The sequence below is a fragment of the Leptolyngbya sp. GGD genome, from assembly GCF_026735145.1.
GTDB lineage: Bacteria > Cyanobacteriota > Cyanobacteriia > Leptolyngbyales > Leptolyngbyaceae > Leptolyngbya > Leptolyngbya boryana.
Map to the genome: position 1 here is coordinate 43,390 of NZ_JAPQKE010000002.1, position 16,800 is coordinate 60,189.

Sequence of the window (16,800 nt, forward strand, 5' to 3'; positions counted from 1 at the left end):
GTTGTGTATACAAATATGAAAGTTTTCCAGTCATTTTCCGCTCTGAGAAGTCTTGGTTCGATAATTTAGCTGATGTTTTATCAAAGGAGATTGTTCAACGATCGAGGTTTGCACTATAGGAAATTTGCACTATAGGGATTTGGTATCAGGAGACTTCAATGGAAATTAGCACCCGCTTGGCTTACGGCGTATTAGTAGTTGATATGAAAGGACGGCTGGATTCTCGAACATCCGGCTATAGTTATGATGAATTAGTGCGGATTGCAAAAGGCGACAATAAGCAGGTGCTCGTTAACCTTGCAGAACTTGAATTTTTGACCAGTGCGGGATTACGGTCATTGCTTGTCGCAGCAAAACTCCTACAAGGCTCCGGCGGAATCCTCAAGCTATGCGATGCTAATGAGTCAGTCAAACAAGTGCTAGAAACCGCTGGATTTGCTAGTTTGCTCCATCTTTACCCAACAGAGGCAGAGGCAATCAAAAGTTTCTAAAATTCTCAGCGATCGCTGAGAATTTGATTCTGAACAAGTAGTTTAGGCAATGTTTTCGCTCGACTTCCGATTCCGACTCACTCCGGTTTTGGTAGCGATTGCTTGCTATCAAATTGTTGCCATGCTTCTTAGATTTGCATCCACCGCAGAGAAGCTGCACAGTTCCAGTAAGGATGATCTCCAGAAAATTCCGGGGGCGATGGTTCATGCTCAATCGATCAGCTCAATCTTGGACATGGTTCTCGATCATGAACCCTTGATTCGGTTCTGGTCATTTCCGATCGGAGTGATTTGGATTTTGGCTTGGTCATTGGTGGGCATCACTCTCGCGTTGTATCTTCGCCATCCGCTCTGGTTTAGTGTCGATCGCGTTGACAACAGTAGTCCCTATAGCTCCAACCAGCAACCCCCTGCAAAATCTAGATTAGAACCAAGAGAGATCTCAGGAAGTGGCTTCAATCCTGGACTAATAAAGTCAAAACTCTAAACAGACTGCTGAGGAGTAGGCGTTCGATTTCATTCAAGAACTCAAGGCAGGAAAGCAAGCGCTTGAAAGAATATGCAACATCTAACCTCCACAAAATTTATGGCCTCCACAAAATTTATGGCTTGATCAGAAATGGACCTTAGCTGACCTATTTGTCTCAGGAGAAGAAACTGACGCAGATCTCGATGATTTCAATGACTTACAGCAAGAGAGCCAGCGCTTGAAAGATCGCTAAGAAAATTAACGTGCATCAGGATAAACAGTGGGGACAAAGTGTATTCCAGACGACAGAATATCCTTGCTTTAAAGAAATAAATTTCAAGGGGTTCCCTTGCTAAGAAATCATTGAAAAACTTCAATGAATCCTCGTTGGATTAAGTATTGAAGTGGGAACGTGAGCAGATGCATCCAAAGGAGAATGCGCATGGTCAAGGTTATTTCTGTTCATTCATTTCGGGGAGGCACAGGAAAATCGAATCTCACGGCCAATCTTGCAGTCCTTGCGGCATCTCAGGGAAATCGAGTTGCGATCGTGGACACCGATATTCAATCGCCTGGGATTCACGTTCTGTTTGGCATGGATGAGCAGGCAATTCAGCGATCGTTGAATGATTATCTTTGGGAGCGATGCACCATTGCCGAAGCTTCCTACGATGTCACCCCTCCTGGGATCGCTCAATCCAATGGTTCGGTTTACTTAATTCCATCAAGCATCAAAGCAGGTGAAATCGCTCGCATCTTAAACGAAGGATACAGCGTTACCCTGCTGAACGATGGATTACGCACTCTGTGTAAAGAACTTCAGTTAAGTTACCTCTTTATTGACACACACCCTGGTTTAAATAAAGAAACCTTACTCTCCGTAGCAATTTCTGACGTATTAGTGATCATTCTCCGCCCCGATCGCCAAGACTTTCAGGGCACCGCTGTTACGCTTCAGGTTGCCCGTAAACTCGATGCGCCAAAAACCGTCCTCGTGATTAATAAAGTCTTACCGTCCTATAATCCCGAAGATGTGAAGGAACAAATTTCAACTACATTTCAGGTTCCCGTTGCAGGTGTCTTTCCAGTTTGTGAGGAAATGATTCAATTAGCAAGTAGCGGTATTTTCTGTCTGGAATATCCTCATCATCCTTATACAGATCAGCTTAGACAAGCCACAGCACAAATTATTACCTAGCTTACTTCAGCATTCACTCTCCATCGCTTACATAATTCGTAGATAGATTAAACAATTCATCCCTGGCTGACAACCCTCATCATTCTTCTTTTCATGCAGTACAAGTTAATGCTCTCGTTTTTCCTAGTATTTCACTTTGATTGGATTACGTGTTGACACAATTAGTTCATTGGCTTTTGGCAACACACAACTTACATCTCACGAGAAAGGTGGTTTAGCAGTGACCGAAGATAACGATAAACAGAAGGCTTTTGATGAGCTTGACTCATTGATTCAGCCCTTTAAAGCAGTTGCTTCGCCCCTTCAGGGGTTCTTGAATGACCTGCATACAAAGTATAAGTCTGTCACAGAGGGCGAGGCTGCTAACTATATTCCAGAGCTTGCCAAAGTGGATCCAGAATTGTTTGGCATCTGTGTTGTAACGGTTGATGGGCAAATTTTCGAGGTCGGTGATACTCATAAGTCTTTTACCATTCAATCTGCTTCAAAACCCTTCGTGCATGGGCTTACCCTAGAAGACTGTGGGCGGGAGTTTGTATTAGGTCGAGTAGGTGTTGAACCTACAGGCGATTCGTTCAATGCGATTATTTTAGATGAACAGTCTGGACGACCTTATAATCCCATGGTGAATGCTGGTGCGATCGCGACTGCGGGTTTAGTCAAAGGCGAGAATCCAACGGATAAACTCAACCGTGTCCTAGAGATGTTTCGTCGCTATATCGGGCATGAGGTTCAGGTTGATATGTCTGTCTACACCTCAGAGCGAACGACCGGACATCGCAACCGAGCGATTGCTCACCTGATGCTTAACTTTGGCATGGTAGAAGCTAACCTTGAAGACATGCTGGATTTGTACTTCAAGCAGTGCTCTGTTCTGGTCACTTGCCGCGATTTAGCGATCATGGGTGCGACACTAGCAAACAATGGTGTGAACCCTATCACCGGTGAACGTGCTGTAGACTCTGAATATATTAAAGATGTGCTCAGTGTGATGTATACCTGCGGGATGTACGATTATTCAGGAGAGTGGGCATATCGAGTAGGGCTTCCTGCAAAGAGCGGTGTAGGAGGTGGTATTGTCGCAGTTGTCCCGAAACTTTTGGGAATTGCAGTGTTCTCACCTCGCCTAGATGCGCGCGGGAATAGTATTCGGGGAGTGAAAGTCTGTGAAGAAATGTCGAAACACTTCGGGCTTCACTCTTTTGATCTCCACGATGATTACTCTAAGTTTCTCAACGCACTCACCCGAACCAAATCACTGTAATACTATATATTACAGTTGTAGATCCAGGATTGAGAACGTTTGCGGTAGTAATAAACCTCCGGCAGAGCCGAAGGCTTTAACGTATGTGCAGACGCTCAAAGCGGCAGTTCAGCCCCTCCTGAAGGAGGCATTCGGGCTACTCGTTGAAGAAATTCAATTGATCCACCCGCTGATCTTCCTTCTCTTGATCCCGGATGTACTGGCGCACTAACGCCTCATCCCATCCCACTGTCGAAACATAGTGCCCCCTTGCCCAAAAATGTTGTCCCGTAAAGTTCTTCCGCCGCCCCTGATACGTTCTCGCAATGTTAATCGCACTCTTGCCTGTGATGTATCCCATCACTTCCGACACCGAGTACTTCGGCGGAATCGAGATCAGCATATGCACATGATCACTCATCACATGTCCTTCCTCGATCCGACATTCCTTCTGCGCTGCCAACTCTCGGAACAACTCGCCTAAATACTGCCGTAGCTCGTAGTACAACGCTTTTTTTCGATACTTGGGGATGAATACCCCATGATATTTGCACTCCCACTTCGTATGACTTAAACTTCCGATATCTTTCATTTTGAGTCTCCTTGCACGAATCACTGTGTTCGTGCAAGGAGACTCTTTCTTAGATTCCCGGAACTGTCAAACTTTGGGAGTCCCCCAGCCGAGCTGGGGGTTTACCGAATTAATTAGGTTCAACACCACCGCAAGCCTACTAGTACGCTAACGGATGACTTTTGTCGCAATCTCTTCCAGCACCAAAGATAATTCATGTTCTGGATATTGAAGCGCAAAAACGCCATTACTTGCTAGAGTCATCAACTCTTCTGAGTGAGGCAGCATACCTGCAACTTCTGTGGAGTAAGCTTCTCTGACTTTTTCTCGAAGTTGAACCAAATTAAGAGTTTGGGGAACTTTGTTAACCACCAAAAGCATTTTAGGAACTTCTAGCCTCTGAGCAACATCTAGTGTGACGGCACTGCCTTGATAGTCTTGCTGGTCAGGACGCAGAATGAGTACAAAAATGTCTGACATCGCGATCGACAGTAACGTTTCTTCATTCAAACCAGGGTGAGTATCGATTAGAAGATAGTCTAAGTCTAGCTTTTCAATTAAATTCTGAAAGCCTTGATTGAGCATCTCAACGTTATAACCCTCTCGTAAAACACGAGCGATATCATTCACTTTGACGCTGGACGGAACAAGATAAAGCTTGCTGTTCTCTGTGCCTTTGTTGTTGAGAACTGAGGTCACATCGTAAGCAGTATTCTCGATTGCAGTATTTCCCCAAATATAGTCATTCAATGCGAGATTGATCCTGGTTTCATCGAAGCCAAATAGGACGTGAATTCCAGGAGACTGAATATCTGTATCGACAATGCCTACTCGATAGCCATGCCGAGCAATGATTGCAGCAATGTTCGAGGTTAAATTTGATTTTCCAGTCCCACCACGATAGGAATGAACAGAAATAATCTTTGCCATAATCGAGATTCCTAATCCTCATGTGCTAAGAAGTCTATTTTTTGATTAACTGTAACTTTCGTCCTCGCCAAGTCCAGCCCCAGCCCGTTTCAGCTTTAATGATAGATGCGATCGCAAAGACTGAGATCAGTAAACCACCTATACCTTGTAACCACCAGTACTTTGTTGATGTCCCTAGAGCAGATGATCCCTGCTGTCTGATCTGATATTGCACGAGAATAGCTAGTCCTGCGATACCAACCCCTATCCAGCTGGCAAGAAGCGGGCGCTGGGAGGCTTGAGCGATTGCGATCGCGAATCCTATCCAAGGGATTGTGTAAACTAGCAACATAACAATGACCAAAAGCAGCATCAGTGGGACACTACGTTGTGAGCCAACATATAAAATCTTTGTCCAGCCTTCCCAAAGCGCACTCCAGTTACGATACATGCGTAAGGAAGCAAGGTTGTCTCCTAAATAGTGTCGAAGCTTAAATCCTTTGTGTTTGATCCGACGAGCTAGGGCAACATCTTCAGCTGCACACTCAGCCACAGCTTTGTGCATTCCAATGGCATCGTAAGCAGACCGACGAAATAAGAGAAATGGACCCAAGGCGTAAGTCGTTTTTGTTGTTGGGTCTTTGACTCCTCCAAAGTTGAAGCTGATCATCAAATTAATAAACATCAGCGGTTGAACTAACCACTCCACTAATGAGCCGCAGACTACAGTTGGAATACAGGTGAGAAAGTCAAGTGATTGTGCGATCGCGGTTTGCACTGCCGCCAAAATTGCATGAGGCTTCAAGCGAACATCAGCATCAATAAAGAGCAGAAAATCTCCACTTGCGACTTCTGCTCCTTGCTGACATGCCCAGTTTTTCCCTGTCCAGAACTGCTCAGTCGGTCTAGGTCGTCCGGTGAGAATGTTTAATCTTGGATCTGCTAGCTGGGTCTGTAAGCTGTGGAGAATTTCTGGAGTGCGATCGGTCGATTGATCATCGATAATCCAAATCTCTAATTGTGCTGCCGAAAGCTGAGTACTAAACACAACTGATTTAATACAATCTTCAATATTTGCTTCCTCGTTAAACGCTGGAATAATCACCGAAATTTTAGAGGATTCAGTTTTAGAGAAAATTTCTACTTGAGGAACTGTAATTCGAGGAAGTTGCCTCGCTGCTTTAACCACATCGATAAGATAAGGAACTAGTGTAAAGAGAGAAGAGAGCAAAACGGTCAGTAAGATCCAATTCGCATGATTGAGAAGCATTAGAGCATTAGATGGAGTGGGTAGAATGATGGTCTAGCAAAGCCAGCAGAAGAGGACTTGCATACGGGATAGTCGATTGCTGAAGAAAAGGTAAACTGATGTACGCGCTAGTCCCAAGTTAGCTCTAACTGTGGCATTAAGCGCTGCAAATTTTTCAGCGATCGTTCTTGCCAGGGAATTGCTGTCGAACCCTGAACAATGAGCCGCATGTTTTCTTGACCTCGAACCTTTAAGACAAATTTTGATAAAACATTGATCCCAGAACTATTTAAAAATTCAAGTTCTTGTAAGTTCAGCATCAGTTGGGCAGGCTGATATTGCAGGACTTGATCGAGAAGCTGAACGATCGGCGCGTAATCTTCCATACCGGCTAGGCGCAATGCTCCGCGACAGGCAACTGTATTCGTCGTCTCATCGTACTCGATACTATATTTCTCACTCGTAATTTCCATCTCTCTGGATTCCCTGTCTGCTGACATTGTTGGATGAAGTCCATTACATCATCAAGTAAACCATGGTCGTGACTGCAGTGATAGTCGGGTTTTCTTGAACTGTTTCAAATTTCCAGCCTACTTTTGCTAGATAGTCGCTTAACATTGTTAACAGTCCTAAGCCAGAACTGGTTAGATTGTCCTCCTCAGCGTTTTTTTCTAGCTGGCGGACTAAAAGTTCTGCAGGATCAACCGCTAGAATTTCTTGGATAAATGCTTGAAAGCCCTCGACAGATTCGACAGGAAGGCTGTTCTTTGCGACAAAGATCAGACTGTCGGCATGTAATTGTAGCGTAATACTAATTGGGTATTCGGCTTTGCAATCGTTGAACTTCATTGCGTTTTCTAACAATTCGTTTGCAATGAAACTGACCGCACTTTTAACTTCAACTTTGCTGTTGATTTTTGAAACCGTATCTTGATTGCGCGGAAAAAATGCGGCAAAGTAATCTGCCATAAAATCAGCCGATAATCCATTGTTATGCCAACGTTGTTGTAGCGGGGCTGAACTAGGTGACAAAACGATCGTCAAGTATTCCCGACTCATGGGCAGATGATCATTAAAATCTCCAAGAATTTCAATCATGCTATGTAGCCCTCAATTGCTACTGACCTTAGCGTTTAATGTTGGGAAAATCATAACATCATTTCTCTCATCCAATAAATAGAAATAGGCTGGGTTATCTTGAGAAAAATCAGGCGCATCAGGACTGTTTTGAGCTTCTGAGTTGTTTTACTTTCTGCTTTAATTCTTGAAAATATTCAGTCTGAGTAATCTGAGAAACCTGCTGCGCTAGTCTAGATTGATCAATTTCAATCTTCAATTCTTCGACTTGTTGTTTCAGCTTTTCCTCCCGCTGTTTAATCTGCATGGTCATACTTTGAAAGACACGGGCAAGCTGTCCCAATTCATCTCCTCGCTGTGCTACTTTGTCTAACATCCCGATCTGAAAAGTGCCATTCTCAACTGCTGCAGAAGCGTTTGTCACATCGTGAACGTGGCGCAAATATTCCTGCATTTCTTCGTTCTTCTCATGCAGCTCGGTTTCAATTTGGGTCGAGTGTTCTGTTGTATTTTCTAGCAAAATCTCTAGGTCAGCGTTTTCTTGTTTTAACCGACTAATTTCTTGATATAAAGCTTCTATTTCAGTCGATAGCTGATCCATAATTATTTCTATATGTAAAGGGTTTCTCTCAACGACTACGCAGCCAAAGTAGATCTACTCCTAAACGTGTAATTTGTATTTTGGATTACAGATCTAGAGTAGTTTATCTGTTCGCAAGACCTACAGAATCACTTAGGATAAATTCTACCTCTATGAAGATGAAAGAAGTAATGCAATACAGAATTTAAACAATTGCTTTCCTCACGGATAAAGCTGTAATCTAAGTCAAGTGGCAGTGAGATTGCCAGCATAACAGTATTTAGTGTGAGGACTATCCGTCATAATGATAATTAGCACGGCAATCAGTAGCGTGCTGTTTAAAGCAGGCAAATTTACATCTGTCATCATCGTGAGCGTGTTGCTATCTGCACCTCGGGGACTAGCAGAACCTCGGGGACTAGCAGCACCTTTGAGTCCTGAACAAAACGATCCCTCCTCGAATTCATCCTTTACGCAGTTAGATGAGGAAGTTGATCAAGTGACGTCGGTCTCTCAGCTTTCAGATGTCAAACCGACCGATTGGGCATTTCAGGCACTACAATCGCTAGTGGAGCGCTATGGCTGCATTGCAGGTTATCCTGACCGTACTTATCGGGGCAATCGTGCTTTAACTCGCTACGAATTTGCAGCTGGGATCAATGCCTGTCTCGATCGAGTCAATGAGCTAATCGCAGCAGGAACCGCAGATCTCGTCAAGAAAGACGATCTCATTGCACTGCAAAAGATGCAAGAGCAATTTGCAGCAGAACTCGCCACCCTGCGAGGGCGAGTCGATAGCTTAGAAGCTCGGACGAATACTCTGCAAGCTCAACTCTTTTCTCCAACGACGCGCCTAAATGTGCTGAGTTCGTTCAATCTCAGTCAAGCTTTTGCAAGTGGCGATGTGAAAGCAGAAGGGATTCCGATCCCCAATGCTCTCCCGGCAGCTCGCTTTGCTTTGAGAGCGCCAAATCCTACAACCGGAAGGCTCGAACCAGTCGTGACAACGACCACGCGCTCACCCTCAGCGACGTTAAGCCAATCAACATATCTGATTTTGTCGTCCTCCTTTACAGGGCGCGATTTGTTAACGACTGTACTAGCAGCCGGAAATGGCAGTCCGCCTGCTAGTGTGTATAGCTCAGCGGGCTTTTCGAGTACGTTTGGAGTGCCATATGCAGACTCTAATCCTGTTAACCCCCTTGCACCCAATAGCATCGGGTTATTTGAACTAAAGTATCAGTTTCCGATCAGCGACTCAGTGAGTGCAATCGTTGGACCGCGCATTCTCCCCTTCCGACATTTTGATATGAATCCTTATACGAATGTCGTCAATGCAGCCAGCGGTCTTAATTCCTATCAGAGTACGCTCGCAAATGGAGGATTATCGGGTGCGGGCGCAATTGTGAATTGGAAGATCAATCCGAAGCTGGTTTTTCAAGCGGGTTATCTCAATCGCAATGATGCTTCTCTCCAGTACTTTGGTGGAGACGGTGCGCCGAACCCGCAACGCGGCATCTTCAAAGGCTCTTACTCAGTTCTGGCAGAGCTTGCCTATTCTCCGACTCCTCAAGCAACGTTCCGCTTCTTGTACACGCGCTCTCACAGTCAAGCGCCTCCTCCTACCTCCTCGCCTTTCCAGCCCAGTTTTCCGTTTTTCTTAACGAATTCGATTCGAGGCGTTGTTGATGATGGATTTGGCGGAGGGTTAGAGGACATTGATGCCGACAACTTTGTGTTTAACTTCGATTGGACAATCTCTCCGAAGTTTGCCCTGTTTGGTCGCTATTCATATAGTCGATCGAATCTTGATCCGGTGAATCCGCTAGTTCAGAGTGGCTCGGTCAAGGTCCAGGCATTTCAGTTAGGGGTTGCACTGCCCGATTTAGGACGCAGAGGTGCATTAGGTACGCTTTCGTTGGTTGTGCCGTTCGATATTGTGTCGGGTCGTCAATTCTTTGTCGCAGGTAACGGAGATGGGGGGACTGAATTCGATGTAGAAGCAACTTATGCTTATCCGATTAATCGTAATATTATGATCGTGCCGACGTTTTTTGCGACCTTTAACGCGAATAACTTTAAGGACAATCCGACTGTTTTCGGGACTGTTTTACGAACCCAATTTCTGTTCTAACGGAAGCTACTATGATCATGATCTCGGGTTATGAAGTGCTTTCAACACTCTACGAAGGCAGTCGTTCTCTAGTCTACCGAGGGCAGAGAAGTGATGATCAGCAACCCCTGATCTTGAAAGTGATGCAGGCGGAATATCCGAGTTTAGAAGAACTGGGTCGATATCGTCTGGAATACGACATCATTACACAACTGAAGGGATCAGGTGTTGCAGCAGCTTATGATCTGATCCCACATCAGAATGGGTTAGCTCTGGTTCTCGAAGATTTTGGTGGTGAATCGCTGCATCAAGTGATGCAGAAGCGGCGCTTTAATCTGGTCGAGTTTTTGGAATTGGCGATCGCGCTGACTGAAATTCTCGGCCAGGTTCATGCAGCGAATGTGATTCACAAAGATATCAGTCCCGCAAACATTGTGCTGAATTTGGCTTCTAAACAAGTGAAGCTGATTGATTTTGGAAATGCCACAGTGCTTTCACGCGAAAATCCCTCGATTCGCAGCCCCAATGTTCTAGAAGGAACCTTGCCCTATCTGTCCCCGGAACAAACAGGGCGGATGAATCGAGCGCTGGACTATCGTACCGATTTCTACTCTTTGGGCGCGACTTTGTACGAATTACTCACGGGTATTCCACCGTTTGCGGTGACCGATGCAATGGAATTAATTCATTGTCATCTGGCAAAGCAACCTGAACCGCCCCATCTGATTCGACCTGAGATTCCGGTCATGGTGTCTCAGATCATCTTAAAGCTACTAGCAAAGAATGCTGAAGATCGCTATCAGAGTGCGTATGGCATTAAAGCCGACTTACAGCACTGCTTAGAGCAAGTGCGGCAAGGTCAGCCGATTGCGCCGTTTGTATTAGGACAGCAAGATGCATCTGGGAAGTTTCACATTCCTCAAAAGCTCTATGGTCGCGAGTCAGAAGTTTCAATCTTGCTGGCAGGATTCGATCGAGTTGTCACCAGTGCGCACCACAAAAGTGAGCTGATGCTCGTTTCGGGATATTCTGGCATTGGCAAATCTGCGCTGGTCTACGAAATTCATAAACCCATTACTCGGAAGAAAGGGTATTTTATTTCAGGTAAGTACGATCAGTTTCAGCGCAGCGTTCCTTATTCAGCTTTGATTCAGGCATTTCAAGACCTGATTCGCCAACTGCTGACCGAAAGCATTGAACAAATCGATCGCTGGCGATTACAGCTCCTGAACGCCTTGGGAAACAATGGGCAGATTGTGATTGATGTCATCCCCGATGTTGAACTGATTATCGGCAAACAGATACTCCCGCCAGAACTTGGACCTAGAGAGGCACAGAATCGCTTTAATTTAGTTTTTCAGAAGTTCATCAAAGTTTTTACGCAGTCAGAACATCCGCTTGCAATTTTTTTAGATGATTTGCAGTGGGCGGATTCTGCATCTCTCAAGCTGATTAGTTTACTGATGACGGCTCCTGATAGTCAATTCTTGTTTCTGGTCGGGGCGTATCGCAGTAATGAAGTGAATGCGGTTCATCCGTTAACCGTAGCGCTCAACGAGATGCAGAAAGCTAATGTGATTGCGAGCCGCATTGAGCTTTCTCCGCTCGATCTGACGACGATTACCCAACTGGTTACGGATACGTTTAATCGTTCTTCTGAACAGGCGGCTCCTCTCGCAGAAGTTGTTCTACAAGTGACGGGTGGAAATCCTTTCTTTATCAATGAGTTTCTCAAATCACTGTATGAAGATGGATTGCTGAACTTCGATGAGCAACAAGGGTGCTGGCAATGGGATCTTGTGCAGCTTCGTGCTGCACAAGTCCCAGACAACATTGTGCAGTTGATGACGGGTAAGCTGCAAAAACTGAGTGAGCGGACTCAGCGTGCTCTCAAACTGGCTGCTTGTATTGGGAATCAATTTGATTCTAGAACGCTTGCGATCATTTCTGAATCTTCTCCAGCGATGTTAGCTCATGACCTGCGGCAAGGGGTGCAAGAGGGATTGATTTTGCCGCTTGGAGAAAACTATAAATTTGCCAATTTAGAACAAGTTTCAGACGATCTAGTGATCGTGTTTAAGTTCCTGCACGATCGCGTTCAGCAAGCGGCCTATTCTCTGATTCCAGAAGCTGAAAAACAGGCAATTCACCGAGCTATTGGGCAATTGCTTCTTGCTCATACTGACCCAGAGAAGCGAGAAGATCGAATCTTTGACATCGTCAATCAACTGAATATTGGTATTAACTTGATCTCTGATCCAATACAACGGGATCAACTCGCCGCGCTGAATCTCACAGCAGGCAAAAAAGCCAAAGATTCTGCCGCCTACGAAACTGCGATTCGCTATTTGCTGACGGGGATTGATCTGTTAGGTCCCGCAAGCTGGAAACGGCAATATGAATTGATGTTAGCGCTGCATGAAGAAGCGGCAGAATCTGCTTATTTAAATGGAGATTTTACCGAAACAGAGCGACTCGTCGAGCAAATCATCCATCATGCCAAAACTGTTTTAGATTGCGTCAAAGCCTATCAAGCCAGAGCCGCTGCCTACACGGCTCAAAATAATTTACAAGCTGCGTTGGATACGATCGTCAGTGCAATGAAACGCTTGGGCGAACCCTTGCCCCGCAATCCCAGTCGGTTGAGAGTGGGGTTAGAATTGCTCCACACGCGCTTTTGGATTGTGGGCAGGCATTCCCTGGCGCAACTCGAAGCGCTGCCGCCGATGACTGATCCGTACAAGCTCGCAGCTGTACAACTGTTAGGGTCTGCTGCGTTAGCGTCGATTAATGTCGCCCCTCTGCTCGTGGCAATTCTGGCACTGCGCGTGGTGAATTTGGTGGTGCGTCACGGTAGTTCTAGCTCCTCTTCTGTGCAGGGGCTTGCCTACGGGGTGATGTTACGGGCAGGGTTAGAAGATATCGATGGGGCTTACCGCTTTAGCCAGGTCAGCTTGCGAATATTATCTCGCTTCAATGATCGTATTTATCGCACGATGACAATTGTGGCGTATGAATCCTGCATTCGCCACTGGAAAGAGCCACTCCGTCTATCTCTGCCTGTCTTGCTGAGTACTCACCAAGAAGGACTAGAACTGGGCAATCAGGAGTTTGCGTCGATCGCGGCTCAGGTTTACTGCATTCATCGGTTGCTTGTCGGGGAACCGCTCTCAGATGTGGCGGCTGGATTTCAAGAATATATCGCGCAATTTTTGCGATTTAAGCAAGAAGCGATCGTCTATCAAACCCAGCCCTGGCATCAACTTGTGTTGAACTTGCAAGGGGGAGCAGCCGCGCCGGATCGACTGATCGGAGCTGCGTTTAATGAAGATGAAATGCTGCCTGTTTTTATCGAGAATCGGCTTGGGATTCCGACGTTTTACACGTACATCGCGCGATCGATCTGGCTTTACTATTCTGGGGACTATATGGGCGCGTTTCAATCCGCCAAACTTGCAGAACCTCTGCAAGAATCTGCACCGGTTACCCCGGCTTATGCGAGCCGATTTTTCTACAGCTCTCTCGCTTGTTTGGCACTCTGCTCGACACGTTCTAAAGCCGCTCAACGCAAATACTTGCGGCAAGTGGCAAGGCATCAACGTAAGGCAAAACGCTGGGCAAAGTTCTGCCCAGAAAATTATCAGCATCGCTATGACTTAGTTGAAGCGGAGTGGTTTCGGATCAAAGGGAAGTATGCGGAAGCTGTCGAGTTCTACGATCGTGCAATTGCTGGTGCAAAAGCCCAGGACTATACCCACGAAGCGGCTTTGGCAAATGAGTTAGCCGCAAAATTCTTTCTCAGTCTGAATAAAGAGAAACTGGCTCAGCCTTATTTTCTAGAAGCGCGGCATCTTTATCTTCGCTGGGGTGCAACTGTAAAAGTTGCACAACTTGATACCTACTATCCTCAGCTGCGCGATCGCACGATTTCTGACGCGACCACCAGTATTTCTCGATCGAGCAAAACCAGCGGTCGCTCGCTCGGTCAAGCCCTTGATTTAGATACAGTAATTCAAGCTGCTCAAGCGATTTCTGGCGAGATTGTGCTGGATCAACTGCTGGAAAAGTTGCTGCAACTTGCGATCGAGAATGCAGGTGCTCAAAAAGGAGCTTTGCTGCTGACCGACGGGAACGAATTGCGGATTGAAGCAGAAGGACAAATCGATCGCGATCCTGCCATTGTAGTGCAGGCTCAACTTTTAAACGCAGCCCAGATCCCCCTTTCTATCATCAACTATGTGCAGCGAACCCGTGAGAATGTCGTGTTACGAGATGCCGCAAATGAAGGGCTGTTTACGGTTGATCCTTACATTCTTCAGACTCAGCCTCGTTCAATTCTCTGTTCTCCGATTCTGAATCAAGGCAACTTGATGGGTATCCTCTATCTCGAAAATTCGCTCGCAACGGATACTTTTACTCCAGAGCGCCTTACGGTTCTGAATGTCCTATCAGCACAAGCTGCGATTTCGCTAGAAAACGCCTCATTCTATCGAACATTGGAACAAAAAGTTGAAGATCGCACCGCTCAACTCGCTCAGGCTAACCAAGAAATTATGCTGCTCAATCAGCGATTGCAGTCTGAAAATTTACGCATGAGTGCGGAGCTAGACGTAACACGCCAACTTCAGCGAATTATTTTGCCAAAAGAAGCCGAACTGAGTCAAATTTCAGGTTTAGAAATTGCTGGCTTTATGGAACCTGCTGATGAAGTAGGCGGCGATTACTATGATGTGCTGCAAAACAATGGCTTGGTCAAAATCGGTATTGGTGATGTCACCGGGCATGGACTAGAGAGCGGGATTCTCATGCTGATGGTGCAAACTGCGGTGCGAACGCTGTTGATTAATCAGGAAAAGGATTCGGCTCGATTCCTCAGTACACTCAATCAAGTGATTTATGAGAATGTCCAACGGATGAACTCCGATCGCAATCTCACCTTGTCTTTAATCGATTATCAAGCGGGGCGATTGAGACTCAGTGGACAACATGAAGAAGTGCTGATTGTTCGTGCGAATGGCTCGATCGAACGAATGAAGACAGGTGATTTGGGGTTCCCGATTGGGCTTGTGCAAGATATCAGTGAATTTGTTTCATATCTGGAGGTGCAATTACAGTCAGAAGATGGATTAGTTCTCTATACCGATGGAATTACAGAAGCCGCTAATCTCGCCGATGAACTCTATGGTCTAGATCAATTGTGTCAGGTCGTGAGCCAACACTGGAGCCTGCCTGTTCAGGAGATCAGACAGGCAGTGATCGACGATGTGCGCCGTCATATTGGTCAACAGAAAATTTTTGATGACATTACATTGCTGGTCATTAAGCAAAAGTAGCAGGCTATCGGTTTCAACTGCTACGAAGTTTAATGTGCTCATTCTCGTTACTTCGGCTTACCTTAACAAACCCTAAACGTTTCAATGGATGTGGAAGTTGCACTGACGCTTGCAAATACCCTAGTTTTTCAAAAAACTGGGCAAAACTTGAATACCTTACATGCCTTCATTTTTCGCAGTGCATGGCTGAATCAAACCTATGAGGAAATGACGCAAACTTGCCGTTATTCCGATACGCATCTCAAAAAAGTCGGGTCTGCATTGTGGGAGCTATTATCTTCAGGACTAGACGCAGAAGTCAACAAAAAGACCTTTCGAGCCGCGATCGAGCGATATGCTCAGTCAAGACCCGAAGCACTTGATTTGCAAGACGCGATCGCACCCATTCCGATGCTTCGTCGCACAGATGCTTCGGCCCACTTTCCTGAACTGCTGCCGATTCCCGTGATCGAGGAACTGCAATTTCCTGAAGGACCTGTCGAAGTGGGTTCTCCTTTTTATATCGATTTCCCGAATATCGAATTTTGCTGCTATTACGCCATTTCAAAGCCAGGACGCTTGATTCGGATCAAAGGAACTCGCCACACAGGAAAAACTTCGCTCCTTGCCAGGATTTTAAACCATGCTCGCGAACAGAACTATAAAACTGTTGCACTGAATCTACAGCTTGTAGACCGTAAAATGCTTCAGGATGTGGATCAATTTCTGCAGTGGTTTTGTGCGCGAGTGACGCGGGGGCTGCAATTGCCCTTGAAGTTAGAAGACCACTGGGATGGGGTTTTTGGCAGCAAAATCAGCTGTAAAGACTATTTTGAAAATTACTTACTTCCGCAATTGGATCAGCCTTTAGTCCTTGCATTAGATGAATTAGAGGCTGTGTTTCCTTATCCTGAAACTGCTGATCATTTCTTTGCCTTGCTCCGAGCTTGGTACGAAGAAGCGAAAATGAATTCAATCTGGCAAAATTTGCGGCTTGTCCTAGTACACTCAACAGATGTCTATATTGCAGAGAAAATGCATCAATCCTCATCTATTAATGTTGGCTTGCCGATTCAAATGCCGGAATTTAATGTCGGGCAAATCGAAACGTTAGCACAACGGCATCAATTAGACTGGACGATTGCACAAGCTAAGCAACTCGCGCAAATGGTCGGCGGTCATCCTTACTTAGTACGCTTAGCTCTCTACCATATCGTACAGGATAACTTGTCTCTCGATGAGTTGTTGCGGTTGGCGCCGACTGAAGCGGGATTTTACAATAGTCATATGCAAGAAATTCTAGCATTGCTAGAGGGACAGACGGATTTAGTGAATGCATTGAAAACACTAGTTGTCTCTGCTGATCCAGTGAGCTTAACGCTGACTGAAACCACAAAGTTGAAGCGCATGGGGCTGATCAAGGTGAAAGATAATCAGGCGACCTTGCGGTGCGAACTGTATCGGCAATATTTCAGCGATCATTTGCTGCCAAAATTTTAACGGTTTTCAATGTCAAGCCTTGCCAACTCAAGTGTGAAAAAGTATCAAATGGTGTCATCAATAAGATTAGTTAAAACGTTTTCCGAGC

General features: G+C 45.6%; 13 protein-coding genes. 7 read left to right on the forward strand and 6 right to left on the reverse strand.

Annotation, left to right across the window (positions count from 1 at the left end; genetic code table 11):
- Nucleotides 1-158 precede the first annotated feature (158 nt).
- From OU814_RS09265 to glsA, 4 genes are all read left to right on the forward strand, one after another.
- Entirely contained in the window at nucleotides 159-491 is a 333-nt protein-coding gene (locus tag OU814_RS09265; protein WP_190650252.1) for an STAS domain-containing protein, read from the forward strand.
- A gap of 121 nt (nucleotides 492-612) precedes the next feature.
- Complete coding sequence (locus OU814_RS09270; RefSeq protein WP_268182172.1) at nucleotides 613-978, forward strand: CHASE2 domain-containing protein; 366 nt, start codon at nucleotides 613-615, stop codon at nucleotides 976-978.
- Nucleotides 979-1,402: 424 nt separating this feature from the next.
- On the forward strand, nucleotides 1,403-2,158 hold the full coding sequence (locus OU814_RS09275) for a MinD/ParA family ATP-binding protein (protein WP_268182174.1): 756 nt from the start codon (nucleotides 1,403-1,405) through the stop codon (nucleotides 2,156-2,158).
- Between the two features lie 220 nt (nucleotides 2,159-2,378).
- Nucleotides 2,379-3,422 (forward strand): glutaminase A, encoded by a 1,044-nt coding sequence (gene glsA, locus OU814_RS09280; RefSeq protein ID WP_326498294.1) that lies wholly within the window; start codon nucleotides 2,379-2,381, stop codon nucleotides 3,420-3,422.
- Nucleotides 3,423-3,558: 136 nt separating this feature from the next.
- On the opposite strand, the gene tnpA is transcribed toward glsA, so the two are convergent.
- The 6 genes from tnpA to OU814_RS09310 all read right to left on the reverse strand — a co-directional run bounded on the left by tnpA (nucleotide 3,559) and on the right by OU814_RS09310 (nucleotide 7,808).
- A complete protein-coding gene (gene tnpA, locus OU814_RS09285; RefSeq protein WP_268182176.1) occupies nucleotides 3,559-3,993 on the reverse strand; it encodes an IS200/IS605 family transposase in 435 nt (144 codons plus the stop codon).
- Between the two features lie 147 nt (nucleotides 3,994-4,140).
- Nucleotides 4,141-4,902 carry a MinD/ParA family ATP-binding protein gene (locus OU814_RS09290; RefSeq protein ID WP_190650258.1) on the reverse strand — a complete coding sequence of 254 codons (762 nt, stop codon included), beginning with the start codon at nucleotides 4,900-4,902 and terminating at the stop codon, nucleotides 4,141-4,143.
- Nucleotides 4,903-4,936: 34 nt separating this feature from the next.
- Complete coding sequence (locus OU814_RS09295) at nucleotides 4,937-6,151, reverse strand: glycosyltransferase (RefSeq protein WP_190650260.1); 1,215 nt, start codon at nucleotides 6,149-6,151, stop codon at nucleotides 4,937-4,939.
- 107 nt (nucleotides 6,152-6,258) lie between these two features.
- The gene (locus tag OU814_RS09300) at nucleotides 6,259-6,603 is read right to left on the reverse strand and encodes a slr1659 superfamily regulator (RefSeq protein ID WP_190650358.1); all 345 of its coding nucleotides are present in this window, start codon (nucleotides 6,601-6,603) and stop codon (nucleotides 6,259-6,261) included.
- Between the two features lie 43 nt (nucleotides 6,604-6,646).
- Entirely contained in the window at nucleotides 6,647-7,228 is a 582-nt protein-coding gene (locus OU814_RS09305) for a slr1658 superfamily regulator (protein ID WP_190650262.1), read from the reverse strand.
- Between the two features lie 118 nt (nucleotides 7,229-7,346).
- Complete coding sequence (locus tag OU814_RS09310; protein ID WP_268182181.1) at nucleotides 7,347-7,808, reverse strand: hypothetical protein; 462 nt, start codon at nucleotides 7,806-7,808, stop codon at nucleotides 7,347-7,349.
- Nucleotides 7,809-8,091: 283 nt separating this feature from the next.
- Here OU814_RS09310 and OU814_RS09315 point away from each other — a divergent pair, with 283 nt between their 5' ends.
- The 3 genes from OU814_RS09315 (at nucleotide 8,092) to OU814_RS09325 (ending at nucleotide 16,712) form a co-directional block, all read left to right on the forward strand.
- Nucleotides 8,092-9,921 (forward strand): iron uptake porin, encoded by a 1,830-nt coding sequence (locus OU814_RS09315; protein ID WP_268182183.1) that lies wholly within the window; start codon nucleotides 8,092-8,094, stop codon nucleotides 9,919-9,921.
- An 11-nt stretch (nucleotides 9,922-9,932) separates the two neighbouring features.
- On the forward strand, nucleotides 9,933-15,233 hold the full coding sequence (locus tag OU814_RS09320; RefSeq protein ID WP_268182185.1) for an AAA family ATPase: 5,301 nt from the start codon (nucleotides 9,933-9,935) through the stop codon (nucleotides 15,231-15,233).
- Between the two features lie 84 nt (nucleotides 15,234-15,317).
- A complete protein-coding gene (locus OU814_RS09325; RefSeq protein WP_268182187.1) occupies nucleotides 15,318-16,712 on the forward strand; it encodes an AAA-like domain-containing protein in 1,395 nt (464 codons plus the stop codon).
- The last annotated feature ends 88 nt before the right edge of the window (nucleotides 16,713-16,800 follow it).

Bases quoted from the DNA above. Each gene is read 5' to 3' on its own strand.
- OU814_RS09265 (WP_190650252.1), top strand. From the start codon at position 159: ATGGAAATTAGCACCCGCTTGGCTTACGGCGTATTAGTAGTTGATATG.
- OU814_RS09270 (WP_268182172.1), top strand. From the start codon at position 613: ATGCTTCTTAGATTTGCATCCACCGCAGAGAAGCTGCACAGTTCCAGT.
- OU814_RS09275 (WP_268182174.1), top strand. From the start codon at position 1,403: ATGGTCAAGGTTATTTCTGTTCATTCATTTCGGGGAGGCACAGGAAAA.
- tnpA (WP_268182176.1), bottom strand. From the start codon at position 3,993: ATGAAAGATATCGGAAGTTTAAGTCATACGAAGTGGGAGTGCAAATAT.
- OU814_RS09290 (WP_190650258.1), bottom strand. From the start codon at position 4,902: ATGGCAAAGATTATTTCTGTTCATTCCTATCGTGGTGGGACTGGAAAA.
- OU814_RS09295 (WP_190650260.1), bottom strand. From the start codon at position 6,151: ATGCTTCTCAATCATGCGAATTGGATCTTACTGACCGTTTTGCTCTCT.
- OU814_RS09300 (WP_190650358.1), bottom strand. From the start codon at position 6,603: ATGGAAATTACGAGTGAGAAATATAGTATCGAGTACGATGAGACGACG.
- OU814_RS09305 (WP_190650262.1), bottom strand. From the start codon at position 7,228: ATGATTGAAATTCTTGGAGATTTTAATGATCATCTGCCCATGAGTCGG.
- OU814_RS09310 (WP_268182181.1), bottom strand. From the start codon at position 7,808: ATGGATCAGCTATCGACTGAAATAGAAGCTTTATATCAAGAAATTAGT.
- OU814_RS09315 (WP_268182183.1), top strand. From the start codon at position 8,092: ATGATAATTAGCACGGCAATCAGTAGCGTGCTGTTTAAAGCAGGCAAA.
- OU814_RS09320 (WP_268182185.1), top strand. From the start codon at position 9,933: ATGATCATGATCTCGGGTTATGAAGTGCTTTCAACACTCTACGAAGGC.
- OU814_RS09325 (WP_268182187.1), top strand. From the start codon at position 15,318: ATGGATGTGGAAGTTGCACTGACGCTTGCAAATACCCTAGTTTTTCAA.